24 protein-coding genes are annotated in these 23325 nt (G+C 41.8%); 16 read left to right on the forward strand and 8 right to left on the reverse strand.

The window, feature by feature from the left end:
- Nucleotides 1-228 precede the first annotated feature (228 nt).
- The 5 genes from FM107_RS00115 to FM107_RS00135 all read left to right on the forward strand — a co-directional run bounded on the left by FM107_RS00115 (nt 229) and on the right by FM107_RS00135 (nt 5153).
- On the forward strand, nt 229-1668 hold the full coding sequence (locus FM107_RS00115; RefSeq protein ID WP_086946500.1) for an NAD(P)/FAD-dependent oxidoreductase: 1440 nt from the start codon (nt 229-231) through the stop codon (nt 1666-1668).
- A 4-nt stretch (nt 1669-1672) separates the two neighbouring features.
- Nucleotides 1673-2587, forward strand: a complete 915-nt coding sequence (locus FM107_RS00120; RefSeq protein WP_086946501.1) for a TIGR01777 family oxidoreductase — start codon at nt 1673-1675, stop codon at nt 2585-2587.
- Between the two features lie 6 nt (nt 2588-2593).
- Nucleotides 2594-3847 (forward strand): YeiH family protein, encoded by a 1254-nt coding sequence (locus FM107_RS00125; protein ID WP_086946502.1) that lies wholly within the window; start codon nt 2594-2596, stop codon nt 3845-3847.
- Nucleotides 3848-3973: 126 nt separating this feature from the next.
- The gene (locus tag FM107_RS00130; RefSeq protein WP_086946503.1) at nt 3974-4522 is read left to right on the forward strand and encodes an RNA polymerase sigma factor; all 549 of its coding nucleotides are present in this window, start codon (nt 3974-3976) and stop codon (nt 4520-4522) included.
- On the forward strand, nt 4512-5153 hold the full coding sequence (locus FM107_RS00135) for a hypothetical protein (RefSeq protein ID WP_218778879.1): 642 nt from the start codon (nt 4512-4514) through the stop codon (nt 5151-5153). Before FM107_RS00130 ends, FM107_RS00135 begins: the two co-directional genes overlap by 11 nt.
- 283 nt (nt 5154-5436) lie before the next feature.
- On the opposite strand, the gene FM107_RS00140 is transcribed toward FM107_RS00135, so the two are convergent.
- On the reverse strand, nt 5437-5811 hold the full coding sequence (locus FM107_RS00140) for a DUF3127 domain-containing protein (protein WP_086946505.1): 375 nt from the start codon (nt 5809-5811) through the stop codon (nt 5437-5439).
- Nucleotides 5812-5881: 70 nt separating this feature from the next.
- Here FM107_RS00140 and FM107_RS00145 point away from each other — a divergent pair, with 70 nt between their 5' ends.
- From FM107_RS00145 to FM107_RS00180, 8 genes are all read left to right on the forward strand, one after another.
- On the forward strand, nt 5882-7039 hold the full coding sequence (locus FM107_RS00145; protein WP_086946584.1) for a class I SAM-dependent RNA methyltransferase: 1158 nt from the start codon (nt 5882-5884) through the stop codon (nt 7037-7039).
- Entirely contained in the window at nt 7020-7694 is a 675-nt protein-coding gene (locus tag FM107_RS00150; RefSeq protein ID WP_086946585.1) for an HD domain-containing protein, read from the forward strand. Before FM107_RS00145 ends, FM107_RS00150 begins: the two co-directional genes overlap by 20 nt.
- Nucleotides 7695-7852: 158 nt before the next feature.
- The gene (locus tag FM107_RS00155; protein WP_086946506.1) at nt 7853-8620 is read left to right on the forward strand and encodes a glycerophosphodiester phosphodiesterase family protein; all 768 of its coding nucleotides are present in this window, start codon (nt 7853-7855) and stop codon (nt 8618-8620) included.
- A 9-nt stretch (nt 8621-8629) separates the two neighbouring features.
- Nucleotides 8630-9463, forward strand: a complete 834-nt coding sequence (locus tag FM107_RS00160; RefSeq protein ID WP_086946507.1) for an endonuclease/exonuclease/phosphatase family protein — start codon at nt 8630-8632, stop codon at nt 9461-9463.
- A gap of 48 nt (nt 9464-9511) precedes the next feature.
- Nucleotides 9512-10309 (forward strand): DUF4197 domain-containing protein, encoded by a 798-nt coding sequence (locus FM107_RS00165; RefSeq protein ID WP_086946508.1) that lies wholly within the window; start codon nt 9512-9514, stop codon nt 10307-10309.
- Nucleotides 10310-10479: 170 nt separating this feature from the next.
- Complete coding sequence (pepT, locus tag FM107_RS00170) at nt 10480-11742, forward strand: peptidase T (protein ID WP_086946509.1); 1263 nt, start codon at nt 10480-10482, stop codon at nt 11740-11742.
- Between the two features lie 38 nt (nt 11743-11780).
- Nucleotides 11781-12344: a nitroreductase gene (locus FM107_RS00175; protein ID WP_086946510.1), complete on the forward strand. Its 564-nt coding sequence runs from the start codon at nt 11781-11783 to the stop codon at nt 12342-12344.
- Nucleotides 12345-12378: 34 nt separating this feature from the next.
- On the forward strand, nt 12379-12822 hold the full coding sequence (locus FM107_RS00180; protein ID WP_086946511.1) for a copper resistance protein NlpE: 444 nt from the start codon (nt 12379-12381) through the stop codon (nt 12820-12822).
- Nucleotides 12823-12892: 70 nt separating this feature from the next.
- Here FM107_RS00180 and FM107_RS00185 read toward each other — a convergent pair whose 3' ends face one another.
- On the reverse strand, nt 12893-13966 hold the full coding sequence (locus FM107_RS00185) for an acyltransferase (protein ID WP_086946512.1): 1074 nt from the start codon (nt 13964-13966) through the stop codon (nt 12893-12895).
- A gap of 131 nt (nt 13967-14097) precedes the next feature.
- Here FM107_RS00185 and FM107_RS00190 point away from each other — a divergent pair, with 131 nt between their 5' ends.
- Together FM107_RS00190 and FM107_RS00195 are read left to right on the forward strand one after the other, a co-directional pair.
- Nucleotides 14098-14886, forward strand: a complete 789-nt coding sequence (locus FM107_RS00190; protein ID WP_086946513.1) for a hypothetical protein — start codon at nt 14098-14100, stop codon at nt 14884-14886.
- Nucleotides 14887-14888: 2 nt separating this feature from the next.
- Nucleotides 14889-15995: a toxic anion resistance protein gene (locus tag FM107_RS00195; protein WP_086946514.1), complete on the forward strand. Its 1107-nt coding sequence runs from the start codon at nt 14889-14891 to the stop codon at nt 15993-15995.
- A gap of 78 nt (nt 15996-16073) precedes the next feature.
- Here FM107_RS00195 and FM107_RS00200 read toward each other — a convergent pair whose 3' ends face one another.
- From FM107_RS00200 to FM107_RS00210, 3 genes are all read right to left on the reverse strand, one after another.
- Complete coding sequence (locus FM107_RS00200; RefSeq protein ID WP_256959244.1) at nt 16074-16508, reverse strand: fumarate hydratase; 435 nt, start codon at nt 16506-16508, stop codon at nt 16074-16076.
- 103 nt (nt 16509-16611) lie between these two features.
- Complete coding sequence (gene fumC / locus FM107_RS00205; protein WP_086946516.1) at nt 16612-18009, reverse strand: class II fumarate hydratase; 1398 nt, start codon at nt 18007-18009, stop codon at nt 16612-16614.
- A 104-nt stretch (nt 18010-18113) separates the two neighbouring features.
- Entirely contained in the window at nt 18114-18686 is a 573-nt protein-coding gene (locus FM107_RS00210; protein WP_086946517.1) for a hypothetical protein, read from the reverse strand.
- A gap of 137 nt (nt 18687-18823) precedes the next feature.
- Here FM107_RS00210 and FM107_RS00215 point away from each other — a divergent pair, with 137 nt between their 5' ends.
- Entirely contained in the window at nt 18824-20443 is a 1620-nt protein-coding gene (locus tag FM107_RS00215) for a S41 family peptidase (RefSeq protein ID WP_086946518.1), read from the forward strand.
- A 19-nt stretch (nt 20444-20462) separates the two neighbouring features.
- Here FM107_RS00215 and FM107_RS00220 read toward each other — a convergent pair whose 3' ends face one another.
- From FM107_RS00220 to FM107_RS00230, 3 genes are all read right to left on the reverse strand, one after another.
- On the reverse strand, nt 20463-21578 hold the full coding sequence (locus tag FM107_RS00220) for an endonuclease/exonuclease/phosphatase family protein (protein ID WP_086946519.1): 1116 nt from the start codon (nt 21576-21578) through the stop codon (nt 20463-20465).
- Nucleotides 21579-21582: 4 nt separating this feature from the next.
- Complete coding sequence (locus tag FM107_RS00225; RefSeq protein WP_086946520.1) at nt 21583-22461, reverse strand: rhomboid family intramembrane serine protease; 879 nt, start codon at nt 22459-22461, stop codon at nt 21583-21585.
- Between the two features lie 140 nt (nt 22462-22601).
- Nucleotides 22602-23312, reverse strand: coding sequence for a rhomboid family intramembrane serine protease (locus FM107_RS00230; protein ID WP_086946521.1), 711 nt, complete (start codon nt 23310-23312; stop codon nt 22602-22604).
- Between the last annotated feature and the right edge of the window lie 13 nt (nt 23313-23325).

Below are 23325 nucleotides of genomic sequence, written 5' to 3' on the forward strand. Positions count from 1 at the left end.
GCCGGGTGGTGTGAGAGGACAGATAGGGAAATAATCCCTATCTTCCTACTCGATTATCTGTAGCGTGCAGTAAAAAGTCTACTTATTTGATAGTTTATTGGGGTTGTATTTTTATATTTGCGGTGATCGTTTTCGATTTGCATTGGTTAGGAATGTATTAAAACGACCTCGTCACCAAATTATTTCTTAAATTGTGCTGCTATCGAGGGCCTAGTTAACTGAAACCAAGTGAGTGTGAAAGAATATGATGTTATCGTAATAGGTTCAGGACCCAACGGGTTTTCTGCTGCAATAACCTTGCAGCAACAAGGCCTGTCAACATTGTTGATTGAAGGAACAGATACCATTGGCGGTGGTATGCGGACAAAAGAATTGACTCTACCGGGCTTTAAACATGATATTTGTTCTGCCATTCATCCGATGGCCATGGCCTCTCCATTTTTTTCCTCACTGCCATTAGATAAGTATGGGTTAAAGTTTATTTATGCTCCTTATCAAGCAGCTCACCCTTTGCTGTCTGGCGAGACAGCCCTGTTACATCGGGATCTTCAACAGACTGTTAGAGAATTTGGAGCAGACGGCGATACTTACTTGAGTTTAGTGGAGCCAGTGATAAATAATTGGGAGAAGTTAGCTCGGGATATTATGGGACCTTTACGTTTTCCTAATGCCCCGCTGCTATTCGCGAAGTTCGGATTGAACGCATTACAACCGGCAACTTGGATTGCTAAGCGCTTTAAAACGGAGAAGGTCCGGGCGTTGTGGGGCGGGATGGCGGGCCATGGAATTCAGCCATTATCGAATTATACCACGAGTGCTATTGGTATCGTTCTGGCCGGCATCGGGCATAAATATGGGTGGCCGATTCCCGTTGGAGGATCGCAGGCTATTGCAAACACTCTATCGGCTCATTATTGCGCCATAGGAGGAGAAATTGCTGAAGACTATTGGTTGACAGATCGCGCAGATCTTCCAAAACATAAAATATTAGTACTGAATCTGACACCTCAGCAGATTCTAAAAATTGAAGGATTAGATTTGACTCCTGACTTTAGAAAACAACTCGAGCGGTACCGCCAAGGGATGGGCGTATTTAAAGTGGACTGGGCGTTGTCGAATCCAGTCCCGTTTAAAGATGGTCGGTGTGGACAGGCTGCTACGGTCCATCTGGGAGACACCTTTTCAGAGATTGCGAGAAATGAGCAGCTTACTAATAACGGAAGGTTGGTCGCCAAGCCATTCGTGTTATTTACCCAACAAAGTGTTTTTGATAAATCGCGGGCGCCTGAAGGTAAGCATACTGCTTGGGCTTACTGTCATGTGCCGCATGGCTCTATTTCCGATCGAACGGATGTTATTGAAAATCAATTAGAACGATATGCACCTGGTTTTAAGGATACAATTATTGCACGTTCAACGATAAATACAAAGCAGCTTGAGGCATATAATCCAAATTATGTCGGAGGCGATATTAATGGGGGTGTGATGGACATCCTTCAACTTTACACACGACCAACCTGGAGGTTTACACCGTATCGAACGTCGAATAGATCGGTGTATATCTGTTCTTCGTCGACTCCGCCGGGAGGTGGGGTGCACGGGATGAGTGGTTTTCATGCCGCAAATACAGTGTTGAAGGATCATTATAATATGGAGGTGAAAATCTAGCGAGATGAAGATAGTATTAGCCGGAGGAACCGGAAATATCGGAAGGTTGCTTGTAGATTCGTTTTTGAGTCAAGGGTTTGAAGTTGCGATACTCACGCGCTCATTTAGAAATAACGCCGAGCTCGAATATATTCGGTGGGATGGTACGCATATTGGAGATTGGACACGAGTACTTAAGGGAGCCGACGTGCTGATCAATATGTGCGGCGAGACGATCACAAGACGTTTTACCTCGAAAAACAAAAAGGTACTCGAGGATTCTCGATTAACACCCACCGCGGTATTAGGAGAAGCTTTAGAGCAGCTTAAAGATGGCCCGCGTTTATGGATTAACTTTTCGGGTATATCGATTTATGGTGGTGCTAAGGAGATTCAAGACGAAAACGGGATGGCGTATGGAAATGATTTCTTAGCGCAGTTGACCAAGCAATGGGAAGCCTGTTTTTTGAACGCGAACACCCCCCGAACCAAGAAAGTGATATTGCGTATTAGTGCAGTCTTGTCGTTTCAATTTGGGATGGTAAAGGAATTATATCCACTGGCTCGACTGGGACTCGCGGGGACTGTTGGTAATGGTAAGCAATTGGTAAGCTGGATCCATCAAGACGATTTGGTCGGATTGATTAACTGGATCATTTCTTTAGAAAGTCCACGAAGTATTTACCATGCATGTAGTCCCCATCCTGTAACAAATAAAGAATACATGGCAGCCCTACGACAAGCAGTAGGGGTTCCTTTAGGCATACCGTTGCCAAAAATATTTGCAAGAATTGGAGCGTTTATTAGAGGTATTGATCCAAGTTTGCTATTACAAACCGTTCCCGTAACTACCCAATATACAGTTGATGATGGATTTGTATTTCAATTTCCTTATATTGCACCATCATTCAATCAACTTCATAAATCGCGTAATTTTTAAATTTTTATGTCAACTTCTAAATCTTTCTCCCTGTCAGAGGACTGGGTTGTTGTTATCTTGGGTTTTGCTATTATCGTTTTAGCCTTATTAGGGTTAGCAGTGCCTAAACCTAGTTTTTCATGGAATAGTAGTGCGCAATTAATGGATAATGTACTTTCTGGAGAGAATTTATTCAAAATCGGAGCTCAATTTGTTTTAGTTTTTATCATCGCGATCATTGGCGCAATTTTGTTGGGTAAATCCGTAAAGAGTCTATTAACGGTTTTTCCAGTTGTGTTTATTATTACCGTCGTGGCGATCATCATCGCTGGAAATACGATAGTACATGACTATAACCTTGAGGCTGTAATATTTAGTTTGGGGATAGGGCTGCTCATTGGTAACTGTTTTAAGCTGCCAGATTGGTTTCGGGAGGCTTTATCTACAGAGCTTTATGTAAAAATCGGACTCGTCTTGTTGGGCACGAATGTTATTTTTGGTGATATTTTAACAGCTGGAGGTCTAGGTTTACTGCAGGCTGTAATCGTTGTTTTGTCAGTTTGGTATTTTGCTTTTTGGATTTGTAAAAAATTGAAAATTGATTCCGAAATGTCGATGATGTTATCGTCTGCAGTGTCGATATGTGGGGTATCAGCGGCGATTGCTACTTCTGGTGCGATAAAAGGGGATTCTAAGAAATTATCGTATGTCGTTTCGTTGGTGCTTATTACGGCTATTCCGATGATGATTTTTATGCCTTATATCGCGCATTGGCTGGGGTTGTCACAAGCAGTTACCGGTGCATGGTTGGGTGGTAGTATCGATACAACAGGCGCTGTGGTAGCTTCGGGGTCGTTAGTAGGTGAAGAGGCGTTAAAGATCAGTACAATAGTTAAATTTTCGCAGAATGTTTTGTTAGGTATCGCGGCGTTTGCTATCAGTATTTATTGGACCTATTCAAATTCTAAAAGTGCAGAAAATGCGGAAAAACCGACGGTGAAGATTATTTGGGAACGTTTTCCAAAATTTGTTCTTGGTTTTGTCGGTGCTTCTCTTTTGTTCTCTTTTGTGATTTCTCCCGAACACGTGGCTGAAGTTAAAGGCAGTTTAAAAAGTGTACAGGGACTATGGTTTGCGCTTGCTTTTACCTCAATTGGGTTAGAAACGAACTTTAAGGATTTATTTGTTCACAATAACAAAAAACCGTTGTATGCATTTTTAATCGCACAGACTTTTAATATTATTGTAACGCTCATTGTTGCCGTATTGTTATTTCGCTAAAAAGACAGCGGGCTAGTTTCGGTTTGAATGTAACGTTTATAAAACCAATGACAGATATTCTTTTGAATGCATGTCTTTTTTATGGATTATTAGCAAGTAAAGCATCATTAATATAATAAGGTGATCATGGACGAAAGGGAGCTTTTGATACAATATAAACGCACAATGGATGTGAATGTATTAGGGAGATTGTTCTCGCCGTATATGTCCTTGTTATATGGGGTTTGTTTTAAATATCTTAAGGATCGCGATGCGAGCCAAGATGCGGTGATGCAAATTTTTGAACAGCTCGTTGAAAAATTGAAAATACACGATGTCGATAATTTTAAGAGTTGGTTGTACTTTTTTGCGCGCAACCACTGTTTGATGGAGCTACGAAAAAGCAAGGGCAAAATAAATGTAGACATTGAACAACACACCATTGAAAGCGAAGCGATATTGAAAGCAGCTGATGACGTTCGATGGGAGGAAGCTGATTTTGAAAAAATGGAACATTGTTTATCGCGGTTGCCCGAACTGCAAGCAACCTGTGTTCGTTTATTCTACTTAAAGCAAATGTGTTATAAAGATATTGGTGAAAAGCTAAACGTGGACTTAAATCAGGTTAAAAGTTCGATTCAAAATGGGAAGCGTAATCTGAAAATCTGTATGGAGAAAGGGAATAATGGAAAATAATTACCAATTGTCGAGGATTCACAATTACGTCCAGGGCTTAATGAATAAGGAGGACATGTACACCTTAGAACGCGAGGCTCTTGAGGATCCATTTTTACGTGACGCGATTGAAGGCTATAATTTGCAACATGGTGTAGATGTTAAATCGTTGAGCCTGCTACAGCAGCGGTTAGAAGAGCGTATAGCCTCCAACATTGAGCGTAAAAATAGATTTTATTACTCGTGGCAGCGCTTAGCTTTAGCGTTGACAGCAGCGGTGATGTTTGTTGCTGTATGTACGCTGCTCATGTTGCGATATTTCCCCAATAAGGCAGTAAAAAACGAAACGGAGGTGCTGTTAATGGACGATGTTTTGCAGCATACGACTGTTATTCCTATGAGTGGGTCCGATGCGGTGCCGTCGGAAGGTTGGGATGCCCTGGGGGATTTCATTTCAAAAAATTATTCGGGCTTAAACGAGACTCGGCGGATAGAGGTTCATTTTAAAGTGGATGCGCTCGGTAACCCTTATGATATATTTCCGCAAGTTAGCGCGGAGTCTGAAATACGAGGGGAAATAATTCAAATCCTTCAAGCCGGGCCAAAATGGAATGGCAGTGTGGGAGATATTGAAATTGTATTTCCGGAGTAGGGTTAAGCGACGACTACTGGAGAAATATTGGAGCGGGTAACTAGGCTTAGGCAGAAAATTTTAGGACTGTAGCAGCTCTTCTCGACGCTTTGATTTGCCGAGCTTGGTTTTGATTACTTCTCCTGGCTAATTGGGTATTCAAAATCACTCTCCGTCAATACTCACCAAAAAATGTTAAAATCCCTGACCAGTCGGTAGGGATTTTACCGATGAAGGACTCATCCCTCATCATTTCATTTTTTATTATCCGTTGGGATATTATTTTATCTTCTTGAAACCTGTCTTAGAAAGGTAAATCATCGTCATCCGAGCCTGAAGAGGAGATGTCTGCTGGAGGAATGTCAGCATAACCTGGAGTAGGTGCCGCTTGTGCTGCTCCTGCAAGTTTGGTAACACGCCATGCAACTAACGAGTTGAAATACGTTGTTATACCTTCTTTGTTTGTCCAAGGACGTCCTCTTAGATTGAAAGAAACTTCAACTTCTTCGCCTACGGATAGGCTATCAAATATATTTACGCGATCCTGAGTGGCCTCAAAACGGATGTACTCTACAAATTGTGGGTTTTCAGCGTATGCAACTATTAAATCTCGCTTTTTGAAAGATTCAGTAACTTGTTGCGTAGCGCCTATCTCATGAACTTTTCCTCTTATTTCCATATCAAAACTAATTAAACTGTAAAATTAAGCATTTTTTGCTAAGCAGAATAAGTAACTTTGGAAAAATATGATGGAAGTTTTCAACACCCCCCGTAAGGTTATCATTACCTGTAATAGACGCTTATCTCCTTATTTGGAGCAAGAGGTAAAAGATCTAGGTTTTACTATCGTACGTTCGTTTAACACTGGCCTCGAGCTAAAGGCTACCGTTAACGAGTGTATTAAACTAAATTTGAACCTTCGTGTTGCAAGTCAAGTGTTGTACGAAATAAAATCGTTCAGAGCAGAAGATGCGAACGAGCTTTATAAAAATTTGGTGACGATCCCGTGGGAAGAACTTTTGCCTTTTGATGGTTACTTCTCGGTAACCTCGAACGTGCACAATGAAACGATAACAACGCCACTTTTTGCCAACGTAAAGGTTAAAGATGCGATTGTTGACCGTATTAAAGAGAAGAAAGGGATGCGTCCAAACACAGGCCCAGAGCTAAATAGCGCTGTTGTCCATTTGCATTGGATGGAAGACCGGGCAGAGATCTTTCTTGATACATCAGGCGAGACACTAGCCAAGCATCGCTATCGTAAGATCCCGGGGAAAGCCCCAATGCTTGAGGCGCTCGCTACGGGGACGATCTTCGCTACCCAATGGGATGGAAAAAGTCCGTTTGTAAATCCGATGTGCGGATCTGGTACATTAGCGATTGAGGCAGCGCTGATGGCACAAAACCGTAAACCGGGGCTTCAGCGTATGAATTATTCGTTCATGCATTTTTTGGGATACGATGAGGAAGCGTTTTATGAAGAGCGACGCGTCTTGAAAGATATTGCCGATAAAACAAACCTTCCGGAAATTATCGCTTCAGATATTTCTGCAGATGCCGTTGAAATTACCAGGCAGAATGCGAAAACTGCAGGTGTGGAACATTTAATCACTTTTGAAACATGTGATTTTGAGCGTACAACAATTCCTGAAACGCCCGGCGTAATCATGTTTAACCCAGAATATGGTGAACGTTTAGGGGTACATACTCAACTTGAATTGACGTACAAGCGCATGGGTGATTTTTTAAAACAAGGTTGTAAAGGATACCGCGGGTACATTTTTACAGGAAATCCGGATCTTGCGAAAAAAATCGGTTTGCGTGCTTCGCGTCGTTTTGAATTTTTCAACGGTAAGCTCGACTGCCGTTTATTACAGTATGAATTATATGACGGATCCAAAGAATGACCGTAGTAAAAAACAAATAATTGACCAGACAGCAGCGTTTGTTCGAGAGCGTTTAGACGGCGCCGAGTCCGGTCACGACTGGTGGCACATTGAGCGTGTTTGGAATAATACCAAACTTATTCTTGAAACGGAAGAGGCTGATCATTTCGTTTGTGAGCTTACAGCCTTATTGCACGATATCGCTGATAGTAAGTTTTACGACGGTGATGAATCCGTTGGTCCCCGTGTGGCGGGGCAATTTTTGCAGCGACAAGATGTTGATCCTGATGTGATTGAGCATGTTCAGAAGATTATATTGAATATGTCCTTTAAAGCGTCCCTTGGTGAGGTATCGTTTCATTCGAAGGAACTCGAAATTGTTCAGGACGCCGATCGTTTAGACGCAATTGGAGCGGTCGGCATCGCACGAGCGTTTAATTACGGCGGTTTTAAAAATCGTGAAATTTATAATCCAGCCATTCCTCCGATGGAGCAACTGGATAAAGAAAATTATAAAAAGTCGTCTGCACCGACAATTAATCATTTTTATGAAAAACTATTGCTTCTGCGCGATAGAATGAATACTTCTACAGCTAAACATATTGCAGCAAAACGTCACGAATTCATGGAGAGGTATTTGCAACAATTCTATAAAGAATGGAATGGCCAAGCGTAATTTAATATTAACTTAATTCCTTTTTGGTATATTCGTTACGTAGAATCAACCAGAATGTATCAAAATATTAGTGTTTTTCCTTTGAACGATTATCGTCTGCCCTGCAGAGGAGCGTTATTTGTGAAAAATTGGCAATAAAATTATAACTGCAATAAAAAATGAAAAACAAAACACTTGTTATGCTTACGCTGCTGTCGGCTGTAAGTTTCGCATCTCTTGCACAAACACAAATTATCGCTCATCGTGGTGCATGGAAGAATACGAATTTTCCACAGAACTCAATAGCATCCTTGAATGCTGCGATTGAACAAAAGCTTTGGGGGGCGGAATTCGATGTGCACCTAACAAAAGACGATGTACTTGTCGTTAACCATGATATAGATTTCTACGGCATTGACATCGCGACATCGACCTATGAAGAACTATTAACAAAAAAGCATCCAAATGGCGAAAGTATCCCAACGCTAGAGGAATATTTGAAAGAAGGACTCAAACAAGATGAGGTGACGTTGGTCTTGGAATTGAAAACCAATAAACTCGGCACCGAGCGGACATTAAAAGCCGCAGATCTTACCGTAGCAGCTGTTAAAAAGCTGAAAGCAAAAAAGGCGGTGGAATATATTGCTTTTAGTTACGATGCCTGCGTTCACTTGCGGGAACTTGATAAAAAAGCAAAGATCCATTACCTCAACGGAGATAAAACTCCGCGGGAATTGAAGGATTCGAAGCTTGATGGATTTGATTATAATCTTTCGGTCTTGAAGAAACACCCTACGTGGATTAAAGAAGCGAAAGATCTAAAATTGAAAACTAATGTATGGACGGTAAATTCGGAAGCGGATATGATTTACTTCTTGGAGCAGAATGTTGATTATATCACGACAGACCAACCGGAATTGTTACGTACTGTTCAAGAAAAAAAATAAATTGCGAGTATGAAAAAGTTAGTAGTAGCTGCGGTGTTTGTTCTTGGGTTCCTAAGTTCGCGCGCGCAAGAATTAACGGTCGCAACTTTCAATATTCGTATGAAAACTGATGCCGATACGGGTAACCTTTGGGACGATCGTAAAAGTGCGCTTACGGGCCTGATTAAGTTCCATGAGTTTGAGATTTTTGGTGTACAAGAGGCCTTTCACATGCAATTAGACGACGTAAAAGGTGCCTTACCAGGCTTTTCGTATGTGGGCGTAGGCCGTGATGACGGTGCACAGAAAGGAGAGCATTCGGCAATATTTTTTAATACAAAGCGGTTTAAAGCAATAAAAGATGGCACGTTCTGGCTCTCGCCAACCGATACGGAACATCCTAATAAAGGGTGGGATGCTGCACTTCCGCGGATATGTACTTGGGGTGTTTTCGAGGATATAGAAAATGGCAAACAGTTTATTTTCATGAATACCCATTTCGATCATGTGGGCGTGAAGGCCCGCAGCGAAAGTGCAAAACTTATCTTGGCTAAGGCAACAGAGTTTGCTAGTGGTTTGCCGCTGATCCTTACTGGAGACTTTAATATCGACGAGAATAACGAAGCTTATTCTACACTGGCCAAAAGCGGTGTCGTTCATGATATTTATGATCTGGCCCAAATAGTATACGAACCTAATTCGACATTTAACGCTTGGGGTAAAAGGATTAGCCCAAAAGGACGCATTGATCATATATTTGTAACCAAACCTTTCAAGGTCCATAAATATGGGATCCTGACGGATACTTATTTGGGTAAATTCCCTTCTGATCATTTTCCGGTAATTGGTGTCTTGGAGTGGTAATAATGGAATGACATTTGCACTGCCAGAAGCAAAATTAAATTAAACAACGTGAAGAAGAAAAGTATAGGTTTTTGTTTGTTAGGGATATTGTTATTCGGCGTGCTGAATACGCAGGCTCAAGTCGGTTCGAAATTGAAAGGGATATTAGGAAAGCTTGACACTACGGTAAATGCTCGCTCGGCGCAGAAGCAACAAACTGCTGCAGTGGATACGACAGAAATTTCGGAAACAGAAGCTAATAATGCGGTGAAGCAAGCCTTGAGTAATGGACTGCAGGCGAGCGTGAAATCATTGGCTGTTCAGGACGGCTTTTTAGGAGACGCAGCGGTAAAGATATTGATGCCTTCCGAAGTGCAAAAAGTCGAAAAGGCGCTGCGCGCGGTCGGAATGGGAAGTGTCTGTGATCAGTTCATCTCGAGTATGAACAGAGCAGCCGAGACTGCCGTTGGTGAGGCTGGAGGTGTATTCGTAAATTCACTTTCTAAGATGTCGATATCCGATGTCTATTCTATTTTATTGAGCGGAGAGCAAAATGCGGCGACGAGTTATTTTAAGACCAGTACGACCGATGAGTTGACGAGTAAATTTAGTCCAATTGTCGAGTCAGCGATGGGTAGTAATAATGTTACCACCTATTGGGAACAATTGTCGACGGCATATAACAAACTTCCGATGGTAAGTAAGGTAGAACCGGATCTTACGGCCTATGTGACTTCAAAAGCGATTGACGGTCTATTCATTAAAGTTGCTGACCAGGAGCTGAAGATACGCAACAACCTCGGCGGAGCACGTTCGAGCGAGCTGTTAACAAAGGTGTTTGGCTGGGCAGATGCGCAAAAAAAATAAATTGCTTATCTAGCACTGCGGACGAGTTTTCGAAGATGGTAACACAAAAGAGTGAAAGGTGATCCTTCCACTCTTTTGTGTGAAATAGACCAGTGGAATGTCTATTTTGCTCTTATGCATGATAATTGTTGCCAAACTTGCTATTTTTGATTGATAAATGATTTATAGATATGTCGGATAACACTATTAATATTAAAGAATATAACGTTTTGCAACGATTTCTGCGTTACGTAAAGGTGGATACGGAGTCGGACCCCCATTCCATATCATTTCCTTCAACGTCCAAGCAAAAGGATTTGAGCCGCATTTTAGTTCAGGAGTTATTGGAAATGGGTATAGAGGATGCACATTTGGATGAATTCGGATATGTTTATGCGACCATTCCTTCGAATTCGGAAAAGAAGAATGTCCCTGTAATTTGTTTTTGTTCGCATGTCGATACGTCTCCCGACTGTTCAGGGAAGGATGTGAAACCGATTGTCCATGAAAATTATCAAGGTGGAGATATTATTCTCCCGGATGACCCGAAAGTGGTTATTCGCCCGCTAGATCATCCCGATTTACGAGATCAGATCGGTACAGATGTGGTAACTGCTAGCGGAACAACGCTTCTAGGGGCTGATGATAAGGCGGGTGTCGCAGAAATAATGGAAGCGGCGCACATATTGATGAATAGCCCAGCGATCAAGCATGGCGAAATTAAAATTCTGTTTACTCCAGATGAAGAGGTGGGGCAAGGCGTAAAGCATATCGATATTAAAAAACTCGGAGCACAGTTTGCTTATACTATGGACGGCGAGAAGGCTGGAACAATTGAAGATGAAACATTTTCTGCCGATGGTGTTCGAGTGACTATTCAAGGGGTTTCGGTTCACCCGGGTTTTGCACGCGGTAAAATGGTAAGTGCACTAAAAGTCGCCGCAGCGATTGTTAATAATCTGCCAAAAGATAGGATCTCGCCGGAGACGACTAGCGGCAAGGAGGGGTTTGTTCATCCCACGAACCTATCGGGAGGCGTCGATATTGCGCAAATTGAATTTATCGTTCGTGATCATAAGACTGCACAATTAATTCAACATGAGCAAACCTTGCGTGAAGTGGTCGAGCGTACCCTCGTAGATTTTGCTGGTGCGAGCTATGAGTTCGAAGTTACCGAGCAATACCGGAACATGAAAGAGGTGCTCGATCAGCATCCTGAAATTATTGAAATCGGTCTTGAGGCAATTCGCAGGGTGGGACTTCGCGCAGAACGTAGAAGCATTCGTGGGGGGACCGACGGTTCACGCCTCTCATTTATGGGGCTTCCCTGTCCCAACGTATTTACCGGAGGGCATGCATTTCATGGGAAAATGGAATGGGTAAGTCGTCAAGATATGGAGAAGGCCGTATCGACGGTTTTGCACATTGTAAACATTTGGGAAGAAAGAGCATAGAAAGCGATTATAAACAATACATTATATAACATAAGAATATGTCAAACGAAGTATTAAAAGCAATACAATATAGAAGAACGGTTAATCAGATAAGCTTTACGGATCAGCCAATTAGTAAAGCAGATATTGAAGTTATATTGGAAGCGGCCAACGCGGCGCCTACCCATAAACGTACGCAGCCATGGCGTTTTGTTGTATTTCAAGATCAAGGTCTTCAACGCTTAGGTGAGGAGCTGAGTCGCATTTACAAGGAAATAACACCGGTTGAAAAATATACCGAGGTTGCCGAGCAAAACATGGCGAAAAAAGCGACAATGTCAAATGTCGCTTTGGCGATCATTGTCGACTATTCGGGTGATCTACCTGAATGGGAGGAATTAGCAGCTACTGCATGTGCGGTACAGAATATATGGTTAGCCGCATATTCGTTAGGTATTGGCGGGTATTGGGCGACACCGGGACTTATTAACCATCTTGAAGGATTTCTGAAATTAGAACCAAACCAAAAATGTATTGGATTGTTCTATATGGGGCACCATGACGGTGAACCTCGCGAACCTGTGCGTACTCCGGTTGCAGAGAAAGTGCGCTGGGAGGACTAGATCGCATAAAAGAGATTATCAAACGTTAAATATTATGAAATTTTTATTACCATTATTTGCGCTATCTGTATGTTTATTTTCATGCGGACAGCCCACGACTTCGGACAGTGTAGAATCGCCTGCTTTAGACACCATGGAACCCGTGGTGGATACCGAGCATACCTCCCAAAACTCGCTCGATTGGGCGGGTACGTATGAAACGACTCTTCCATGCGCAGATTGCCCGGGAATTAAGAGTATCATCACCCTTAACAGTGATGAAACATTTGCCATCAGTAATGAATATCTTGAACGTAACACGATAAATAAGGATAATGGTAAGTTTATGTGGCATGATAACGGTTCAATCGTCCATTTGAGAGCGGACGAAACAAACGTTCAATTGAAAGTTGGTGAGAACAAACTGATTCAGCTTGATGCGGATGGTAATGTGATCGATGGCGAGCTCGCCGATATGTACATATACGAAAAACAGTAGCCTCTACAAAAAACACGCGTTGCCAGTGCCCATAATCCGAAAGGTCTGGTAACGTTTGATTTTACGGGGATTACCCAACAAGATATCTCCCTCCGGGAGTTTTACGTACGATCATACAAAAAATAAGGCATAGAAAAAGCGTGCAAATCGTTGCTGCGGGTATTTTCCAAACGACTGGAAGAGTGATAAGTGGGTGTACAAAGTTTAAAACAATGATATGCACCAAATAGATGCCAAAGCTATGGGTGTCAATTTGATGGATCCAATGTGGCAAGGGTTTTTTAACTACAGATTTGAAAAACAGGAATACCACTGCTGATAATAGCGCATTGTTCACCCCTAAGTAGTTGTAATATGTTGGGGTATATGTCTCGGCGCGGCTGCTGAGGAGGAACGTTCCCCAAGTGTTCAAAACCCCGACGGCTACAGCGAGTACTAGTAATAGCCACCAGGATACATTAAAATCCTTTTTTGCCAAAAAATACCCCAGAAATAGATACCCAATATATCCTGAAAAAACCGTGAGGTCCACTGCGGGTAAATAGCTGTTAAACTCGTTGTTCATGATCAGTAGGGATGCTGCCCACAGCGCGAGTAAAAGGACCATTTCGTTTTGACTTGCCTGATGGACAATCATTCGCAGGAAGGGAATAGCCAGATATAACCCCACAATCATATACAGAAACCATAAATGCGCACTAGCACCGTGCAATATCTTTTGGATACTCGTTTCGACGACCTGGGGAAAAGGTAGTACAATGAACGGAGTGTAACGGTAAAAATAATAAATCAAATATATCAGTGTCCATATGGCAAAGGGAATACAAATTTTTGCCAGTCTTTTCTTGTAGAAATCCAGTGTATTTTCCTTTTTGCCGAGCAACAAAGCCCCGGATATCATCACAAAAATTGGAATACTAAAACGAGAAAAGCTATTTAACGTATTGGCATAATTCCAATTGAAGGCTTTCGCATCAAAATGATTTAAGTAACCCGTGGAGGCATGAATTAGAATGACGAGTATCGTGGCTAATACGCGTAGGGCTGAAATATAAGGTATGGGCATAGATTGCATTTTTAAAGGTAATGAAAACAGAACAACTTCAACATGTGCCGCCCCGCTGCCTATTTCAGTCACAGGCATTTTATGCGTTCTAACCGGCGCGCTATTAAAATCTTGCACTAACGTGTCAGAAAATCGTTATTTTGAGGCCTAGATTTAATAACATTTTGAGAACGCTACAATGTAATGGTAAAAAATAATTAAATTGCATCATGGGATTTGCCACAAAAAAGACAAAACGGTGGGAGCTGCAGAAGCTGACATGGACATTCATATCGATTGTTATGATTATTCCGTTGCCTGTCCATTTATTTCCCTTCGTTATGTTGTCCCAGGCGAAAAAGGGTAAAATTAGATCTTGGTATGCTTCAGGAATTGCACTTTTGTTGGTCGAAATTGGCTTGTTCGCTTCATTTATATTCTATTTTGGGGCCTTCTCAACGGGCATGTTACTTACGCTGGCGGGATCGGTAACTTCCTATATTGTAGGAAATGGCTTGCTTTTGAACAGGGCCAAGCCGTTATTACAACGATTGGAGCTTGGCGAAATTCGTACACTAGCCTGGATACCGACGGCATCTTCACGCAACAGGCTTCAATCACTACCCCAAGCTACCCTTGACACCCCGCAGTTATTTATTGAGCGGCTGCTGCACTGGCGTAAAGAGATAAACAACCGCTTGATTCATCAAAATATAGATAAAATTATTCATCTCTTTCAACTACTTGAAAAAAATGATAAGCAGGAAGCCGAGAAATTTCTAGTGCGGCACGCCACCGTTGTGAATGTGCTCATGAAATACGATGAAATTGAAAATTCGAACCTATACAACAACATTACCGCGGAATCGATGCGTAAACTGGAAGATGTTATTTCCAAGGCTGCGATAGCGATCGAACAGGAGGTAACCAATCAGTTTCAAATGGGGATACTCGATGTGTCTGCAGAGACGGATGTGTATATTCAAACACTAAAAAATAGAAACCTTTTAAAAGAATAGATATGGCTAACCTTGATTTAACGGTAAGTGATGATAATAATGAGAACAAAAATAAGTCGCTTGATGTAAATTTTACACCGGAGGAAAAAAATGCGATCCAACAGTATAAAGATAAAATCAATTTAACGTCCACCACGGACGTTATCCAGTTCGGTGTGGGCAGTCAAACGAAAGTTAGCAACTTCTCCAACGAAATTCTTAAACAGGTTCGTACCCGCGATATGGGTGGGGCAGAAGATATCCTGCTTAATTTGCGGTCAGATATAAAATCCTTTGATGAGAAGCTAAACAAAAAGCCTCTGATCCCTTTTTTTGATAATGTAAAGAAAAAAGTGAAGCGGATGAAAACCGAGTACCAGTCTGTTGAGACCAACATCCACCAGATTGAACTCAAAATGGAGGGGCATTACAAGAATTTGGCCAAGGATGTAAATATTTTCGATAAGTTGTTTACGGAGAATCAGAACTATTTTAAAGAGCTCTCTTTGTATATTGCTGCTGGTGAACAAAAGCTCGAGGAAGCACATGGGACAACCTTACCGCAGTTGAAAGCTGAAGCTGAGCAATCCGGCGACCAGCATAAAGTTCAAGCCTATAAGGACATGGAGCAGCACGTTGTTCGTTTCGAACGTAAAGTTCACGACTTGAAATTAACGCGTATGGTAGTTCTTCAAACTGCTCCGCAGATTCGTTTAATACAAAATAACAGTTCTGCTTTAATGGAGAAGATACAATCATCTCTCGTTAATACCATCCCCTTGTGGAAGAATCAAATGGTGCTCACGCTCGGTATTGCACATTCACAACGAGCACTCGAAGCGCAGAAGGCTATTACCGATGCAACCAATGAACTACTTACACGTAATTCACAAATGTTGAAAGACTCGACAATTAATATTGCCAAAGAAACCGAACGTGGTATCGTAGACATTGAAACGATCAAAAAGGCGAACCAAGATATTGTCGCTACTATCGATCAGGTGTTGCAGATACAACGAGAAGGACGTGAAAAACGAAAAGTAGTAGAGCAGGAACTATTGCAGGCGGAAACTGAGCTAAAAAAGCATACGCTTAAGTCGGCCAGCGACGATAATAAGTTGATTAACTAAAAAGCGCTTTTGATCCCGGTGCAAACCCACTTTTATTTTTCCAGCTAGATGGTTATTTCTCAGCTAGCTGGGGATAAATTAATCCTCCCAGCGGCGTTTCGGTACGCAAGAGATATTTTGTGTTTTGCGAAGAACGATCGGGCGTTGGTCAAACCGACTTTCCAGAACTAGGGAGTCGGCACTGTGAAACGCAATGCGATATCGTGGCAGATACGTCCCTGTTTTATAACAACCTGAAGCTTTGTATTTGCCATTAGGTTTGGTATATACTCCTTCGCCAATTAGACTGTCGCCTCGAACAACATACACCCCTTTGGCGTATTCGGTCCAATGGCCATCATTGTAGCACGAGTCGGGAATACGTTGCATCTTGGCGTGAACGTCCATTGTGGTGTACATTGAGTCACAAATGAACTTAAACTGATGCAGGGTGTAATCTAACATTTGCTCTTGATGGGGGATGCTATCCTGTACCCAAATACCTTGTAAGAAAGATGATCCTTCAGTTTGCATCTCTGAGTGACGTACACAAGCGTTAGTAAGAAGAAGCATGCCTATCAATAATGATAGACATGCCTTTGTTAGTATATTTGTATTTGAAAAAATTTTCACCGTGTTATTTTAAGCTACCAACCATGTTCTCGGGTTTAACCCACTCGTCGAACTCTCCAGCTGTAACATAACCTAATGCGATGGCGGTTTCTTTTAACGTAGAGTTGTTTTTATGTGCTGTTTGCGCAATTTCTGCAGCTTTGTAGTAACCGATCTTTGTATTTAATGCCGTAACTAACATTAACGAATTATCAACGAGTTCTTTAATGCGTTTGTTGTTTGGTTCGATCCCTTCTGCACAGTGATCGTTGAAAGACACGCAGGCATCACCAATCAGTAGAGCAGACTGTAAGAAGTTTGCAGCCATAACCGGTTTGAAAACGTTGAGTTCGTAATGTCCCTGTGTACCACCGATCGTGATTGCAACGTCATTACCCATTACTTGGGCGGCGACCATTGTTAAAGCCTCACACTGCGTAGGGTTTACTTTGCCTGGCATAATTGAGGAACCTGGTTCATTTTCAGGGATTATAATCTCGCCAATTCCAGAACGAGGGCCGGAAGCCAGCATACGGATATCATTAGCAATTTTATTTAACGATACTGCAAGTTGTTTCAAAGCGCCGTGGGTCTCGACGATTGCATCATGAGCGGCCAGGGCTTCAAATTTATTTTCAGCCGTAACGAACGGTAGTCCTGTGAAAGAAGCGATGTGTTTAGCGACGGTTACGTCATAGCCCTGCGGCGTATTTAATCCTGTTCCAACGGCCGTACCACCTAAAGCAAGTTCGGAAAGGTGTGTTAGGGTGTTTTTAACGGCTCTTAAACCGTGATTTAGCTGCGCCACATAACCAGATATTTCCTGTCCTAGCGTAATCGGTGTTGCATCCATCAGGTGTGTACGTCCAATTTTAACAACATTCATAAATTGTTTAGATTTATGTTGTAATGTGTCCCGTAGTTTTTCTACCCCTGGGATGGTTACTTCTATCACTGCTTTATAGGCAGCAATGTGCATTCCAGTTGGGAACGTGTCGTTAGAGGATTGTGACTTGTTTACGTCATCATTTGCTTTTAATACTGGTTCCCCTTCGCCAATAACATTGCCAGCAAGGACTTGTGCACGATTTGCAACCACCTCATTGACATTCATATTTGATTGTGTTCCTGAGCCGGTTTGCCAAATCACTAAAGGGAACTGATCATCTAATTTGCCTGCCAGTATCTCATCGCAGACAGCAGCAATAGCATCACGTTTTTCAATAGGAAGTACGCCTAATTCGTGGTTTGCATAAGCCGCTGCTTTTTTCAAATAAGCAAAACCTTCAATAATTTCTTTTGGCATTGATGCGCCAGGACCAATTTTAAAGTTGTTGCGCGAACGCTCGGTCTGTGCTCCCCAATATTTGTCTGCAGGAACTTGAACCTCGCCCATCGTGTCTTTTTCTATTCTGAATGACATAATTTAACGTATTTATTCGAACGACAAAGGTAATGAAAATATAGCAGATACGGTGCTAAAATCACGTCATCTACGGCGAACAGAAAGAACCGTTCATCCGCATTTTAATGGCTACCTAATCTGTTGTTGATCTGCTTTTCGATATGATGGTAAAGTTGCTGGGGTTTCAACGTCCGCCAAGGAAACTCATTTAGCTGCCCGCCGAAGTGTATATAGTAGTCGATCCCTAAAAGTTGGAACTCCTGAACAACATGAGGTCGGAAGTTTAGCCCGACGATCCATCCCTCGGTGGTGTCTTCAAACCACTCTTCATAGTAGGAGTCATCCGAACCATGGAAATTTAAAATATTCTCACCAATTAACAAGAACTTATCGATTCCTTGGGCGATCAAGATGTCTATTACTTCTCGCTTGAGCACCATGATGTCATTATGAATAGCGTCGTTCCATTCACCGATAAGCTCGATGGTCGTAAATCCTTTCTCGTAATCGATAAACAATACTTTTAAATATAGGGTTGGAGACCCAAAGTCGTCCCATTGCGGGTGTAACAGGAAATTATAAATTTGTTTATCGTATTCAAACTCGCTATATATGGTCCCAAAGAACGGAGAGTTTTCATCGTCGGCAGCGATATATTCGTCGCGCCAATTGTAGTATGGTTCAATCTCGTGCACGTTTATCTAATTATATCTCAAATATTACCAAAATTTTAGACACTTTAATGCATTAGACTGTTATTTGTACAAATACATTGTTAACTTAACAACGGTAAATTCGCGAAAACATTTTAATTTTGCACCAACGGTTATAAATGCAAAAAGGTACTAAACGAAATATTTTTGTTGCTGCGACGTATGCGGCAGTGTTATTACTCGGCATATTGCTAGGGCAGAACTATGTGAATGAGCAAGGAAGTAAGCCCGGTAATACGCTTGTGCCTATTGGGCTGTCGAACAATAGCTGGAAAATGCAACAGTTGATTGATTTAATTGCTGAAGCTTATGTTGACAGTGTGAACATTGATTCTGTTCAAAATGGTGCAATAAATCACATCATTTCACATTTAGACCCCTATTCCAGTTATTTGATACCCAACGAAGCGCAGCGCCAAACAGAAATACTTGAGGGTACGTTCGAAGGTATAGGTATGGAGTATTTTAATCTAAATGATTCCTTAGTAATCGTGTCGTTGATTAACGGGGCGGCGGCAGATAAGGCCGGATTTCGAGTAGGTGATAAGCTTTTGAAAATTGCAGATACGGCTGTAGCTGGCGTAAACGTTTCACGTGAACGTGTTGAGAAGTTAATTCGTGGACGCCGAGGCACGGCGTTGGACATTCATATAGCAAGGGATGGGCAGGAACTCGAAACGCCAATACGGGTTATTCGGGATCAGGTTACCGTAAACTCCATAGATGTCGCTTATATAATTAGTCCGGGAGTAGGTTATCTTAAGGTCAGACGCTTCGGAATCAACACAGCCGACGAATTTAGACGTGCTGTAGTCGAACTTAAGAAACAGGGCGCGACCAAACTTATTATGGATTTACGTGATAATGGTGGCGGCTATTTTCATATTGCCGTCAAGATTGCAAGTGAATTTTTCAATGATAGTCGGTTGATTGTTTATACAAAGGGAGCCCACGAAGATCGTCACGATTATCACGGAGATGAGTCAGGCGAATTTACGGAGGGGACCCTTGCCATATTGATAAATGAAAATACGGCCTCGGCGAGCGAAATCGTTGCAGGAGCAGTGCAGGACTGGGACCGTGGGGTGATAATCGGAAGACGTTCCTATGGAAAGGGTATTGTGCAGGAACAATTTGACTTTTCGGACGGTTCATCGGTGAATCTTAGCATTGCGCGTTATTTTACGCCTCTTGGAAGGAGCATTCAAAAGAAATATTCGCCGAATTGGTCCAATATGCTCGATTATACCAGTATGTATAGTGGTCTGTGGGCGCTCGATACCTTGTATGCTCACGGGAAAACCTTTGAGACCGGTGCCGGAAAAAAAGTTTACAGTGGCGGAGGTATTCTGCCTGATATACATGTGGCGCAAGATTCAAATGCACTAAGTTTATTTTACCAAGATTTGATACAGTATAGTTTTATCGAGCAATTTGTATATTCTCGTTTCACAAAAAAATTGCCTGCTTACTCGATTGAAAACTTTTTACAGGGATACCATCTCCCCGATAATGAATACCGCGCATTTGTAGAATTTGTTCGATCCGAAGGCTTCGTTTTGAGTGATCAAAAGAGTAGGCAATTGCGGCAGTTGATCGAATCGGATATTGAAGCCCTCGTTGGACGATATTATTTCGGTCGAGAAGCGTATTTCAAAGTGAAGAACCGTGACGATGCTTTCGTTAAACGATCCTTGGAATATATTGACAATGTGGATAAGGAATTGATCAGTCCTTAACCGAGGTTCACTGTTCGTGTTATCGATTCAGGTGTATATCGGCCCAAACCGGATAATGATCGGATAATTTCTCTTTTACGATTTTATACTGCTCCACCTGGAAACTTTTGCTGCAAAAAATGTAGTCAATTTGGAGTATGGGTAGCATCTCGTAATGTGTTACTCCCCAACCCTGTCCTTTTTCGTTGAACGTATTTATAAGGTCTTTTCCAATGAGGTTGACGCTATAAGACATCGGGGTGTCGTTGAAATCCCCCATGACAATCACCGGGTATTTTGCCGAATCGATGTGCTCGCGTAATCCCGCTGCTTGTTTTTCGCGTGCTTCGAATGCTGTTTTCAGTTTTCGTCCGACTCGTTTGGTGGTGTGTTCGTCATTAGGTATGGTAGATGGGTTTTGAATGAATGCTTTATCTTCCGACTGTAGCCCAAATGAGCGAAGGTGTACATTGTAAACACGAACCGTATCATTGCCTTTAACAATATCGGTAAATATGATGCGGTTTATTCCAAATTCGTTTTTGGTGATTACACCGGAATAGACGATAGGGTATTTTGAGAATACGATTTGTCCATAGCCTTCATGCTCGCTCTGCATTGCAGGTTCAAAGAAGAAATACGGGAAATTACCGTCGCCTAGTAGCTGGTCAGTGAACTGCTTCGTACCCTTAATTTTGCTGAAATATTCTTGGATAGAAAGCACATCGGGCTGCACACGTTTTACTAAGTCAGCGACTTGCGTCTTGATTTCATTGGATGATTTACCCTTTACTTTGCTGAATAGATGGGCATTGAAAGTCATGACGCGCAACGCACTATCAGTTTTCGTTGTTTCCTCTTTTTTTGCGCGCATGCCTAGGTGTTGACCGAGCAAATTCCAACCCAAAAGAATAGGGATAATTGTCCACAAAGCAACTTTAGGTCTTCGCAGCAGCCAATATACGACGAAAAATAAATTTATAATCAGAATAGGCAAATACCCTAAGCCTAAAAAAGCAAATGGCCAAAATGTCCGTGGGTTGATCATGGTCGCCGAATAGCTCATGAGTAAAAAAAGTACGGCGATTATATTTATTAGGAATATAGTTTTACTAAATAAGCCGAGCTTTTTTTTTAGACGATGTTTTTTTAGCATGTCATTAGTTTTCACTCTTACTCGCTTTGAATAAGATTTCCTTTTCCAGTGAAGATAAGCTTTCGTAACCTCCAACTGAAATTTTATCTAATATTTCGTCTATTTCAGATTGGTTTGGAAGATCTGAATCATTTCTGTGGCTATGGTGCGAATAGGTGGAATTCACGTTGTGAACAACCTTGAGCTTAGATCTTTTGAACGATTTTAGAAAAAGACTAAAATCGTTTCCTTGTTGTAGACTCTTAATATATAGAATTCCCCATACAGCCGACAGGATAAAGGCTAATGATGCGGGTTTGTCAGCAATTGCTGTAAATATAAGCTCAATGCAGATATATACGATGGCAATGGTTTTCATCGATACATTACCGAACAAAAATAACCGAATTTCCGATTTCGGTACTAAAGTCGCCGTTGCGGCGACAACAGCGCCAAGTGCAAAAGATCCCGTATTGGTAAAGCTGGACTGCGAAAAGCCATATAAGGCAGGTATAAGGCCCAGTAGAAGGTAAGCTACGCCGCCTAAAAGCAAGCTGCTAGAAAATACAAATAGAAACTGCCGTTTATTTAGAAATACCATGAAGGTGTTTCCCATCCAAAATAACCATAGACAATCAAAAAGGATTGAAAATAGATCTGTGTATAAAAAAGGAAAGGTAAACAATGACCAGGGTTGCGTTATGAATTCGCTGAACGTTACCGGGAGGCTCAAATATTGAACTGCATATTCATATAACGGTGTTGCTAATACCCCAATTTCTTGAAGCAGATCAAAAATATGGATCAGCACAAATACGAGGACCTGTGCGGTAATGATAAAAGGAATCGGTGAATCGCTTTTATAAGTATCCCTCCAGAAAGTTTTTAAAACAGGCTCTTTCATCGGTTGCTGGTTCTTCTCTATTTTTACAAATTCATCAATTATACTGTCCGTTTTGTTTTTTTCTCCACTTTAAAACGGAAACGTTGTATTGAGTGTAACACTCGAAATGCACTTAATGTTCGTTTTGCCAATCATTTTGCTTACATACCCCTTCTGATCTTCCACATTTTTAGTAAGATGAATGCAAACAAGGCGCCTCCCACATGAGCAAGATGGGCAATTGAACCGCCTCCGTTTGAGAACCCCAAATATATTTCAATAAAAATTAATATAGGAATAAAAATTTTCGCTTTGATCGGTACGGGGATAAAAAATAAATAGAGCGGCATGTTAGGGAATAGGTACGCAAAGGCGAGTAGGAGGCCATATATAGCACCCGAGGCACCTACCAGTGGTGTTCCATAAATGGACGCTAAAGTTGAAAATTGTGACTGTGTTACTTGTAAATCAGAGGTTACCCGGTTGTTAATCATGTCAAAGTTGAGTAACTCAGAGGCTTTAAAGGTTCCCGCAATTTGGTGTACTTCGAATCCTTGCACGCCATACTGTAGGATAAGCGCACCGATACCACAGATAAGATAAAAATTTAAAAAGCGTTTGGCGCCTAACATATGTTCGATGATTGGTCCGAACATGACCAGTGAAAACATGTTAAAAAAGATGTGGGAGAGTCCGCCATGCATAAACATATAGGTAATTACCTGCCACACGTGGAAAAACGGAGAGTCCGGATAGTAGACACCAAAAAAGCGTGTAGATTGTTCAAAGATCGCCGAGCCAACAAAACACAAGACGTTTATGATGAGTAAGTTTTTTACTACTGGTGTTAAATTTGAAAATAGGTTGTTCATTTTTTATAGCTCG

Origin of the sequence: Sphingobacterium sp. JB170 (assembly GCF_900163865.1) — a bacterium.
GTDB lineage: Bacteria > Bacteroidota > Bacteroidia > Sphingobacteriales > Sphingobacteriaceae > Sphingobacterium.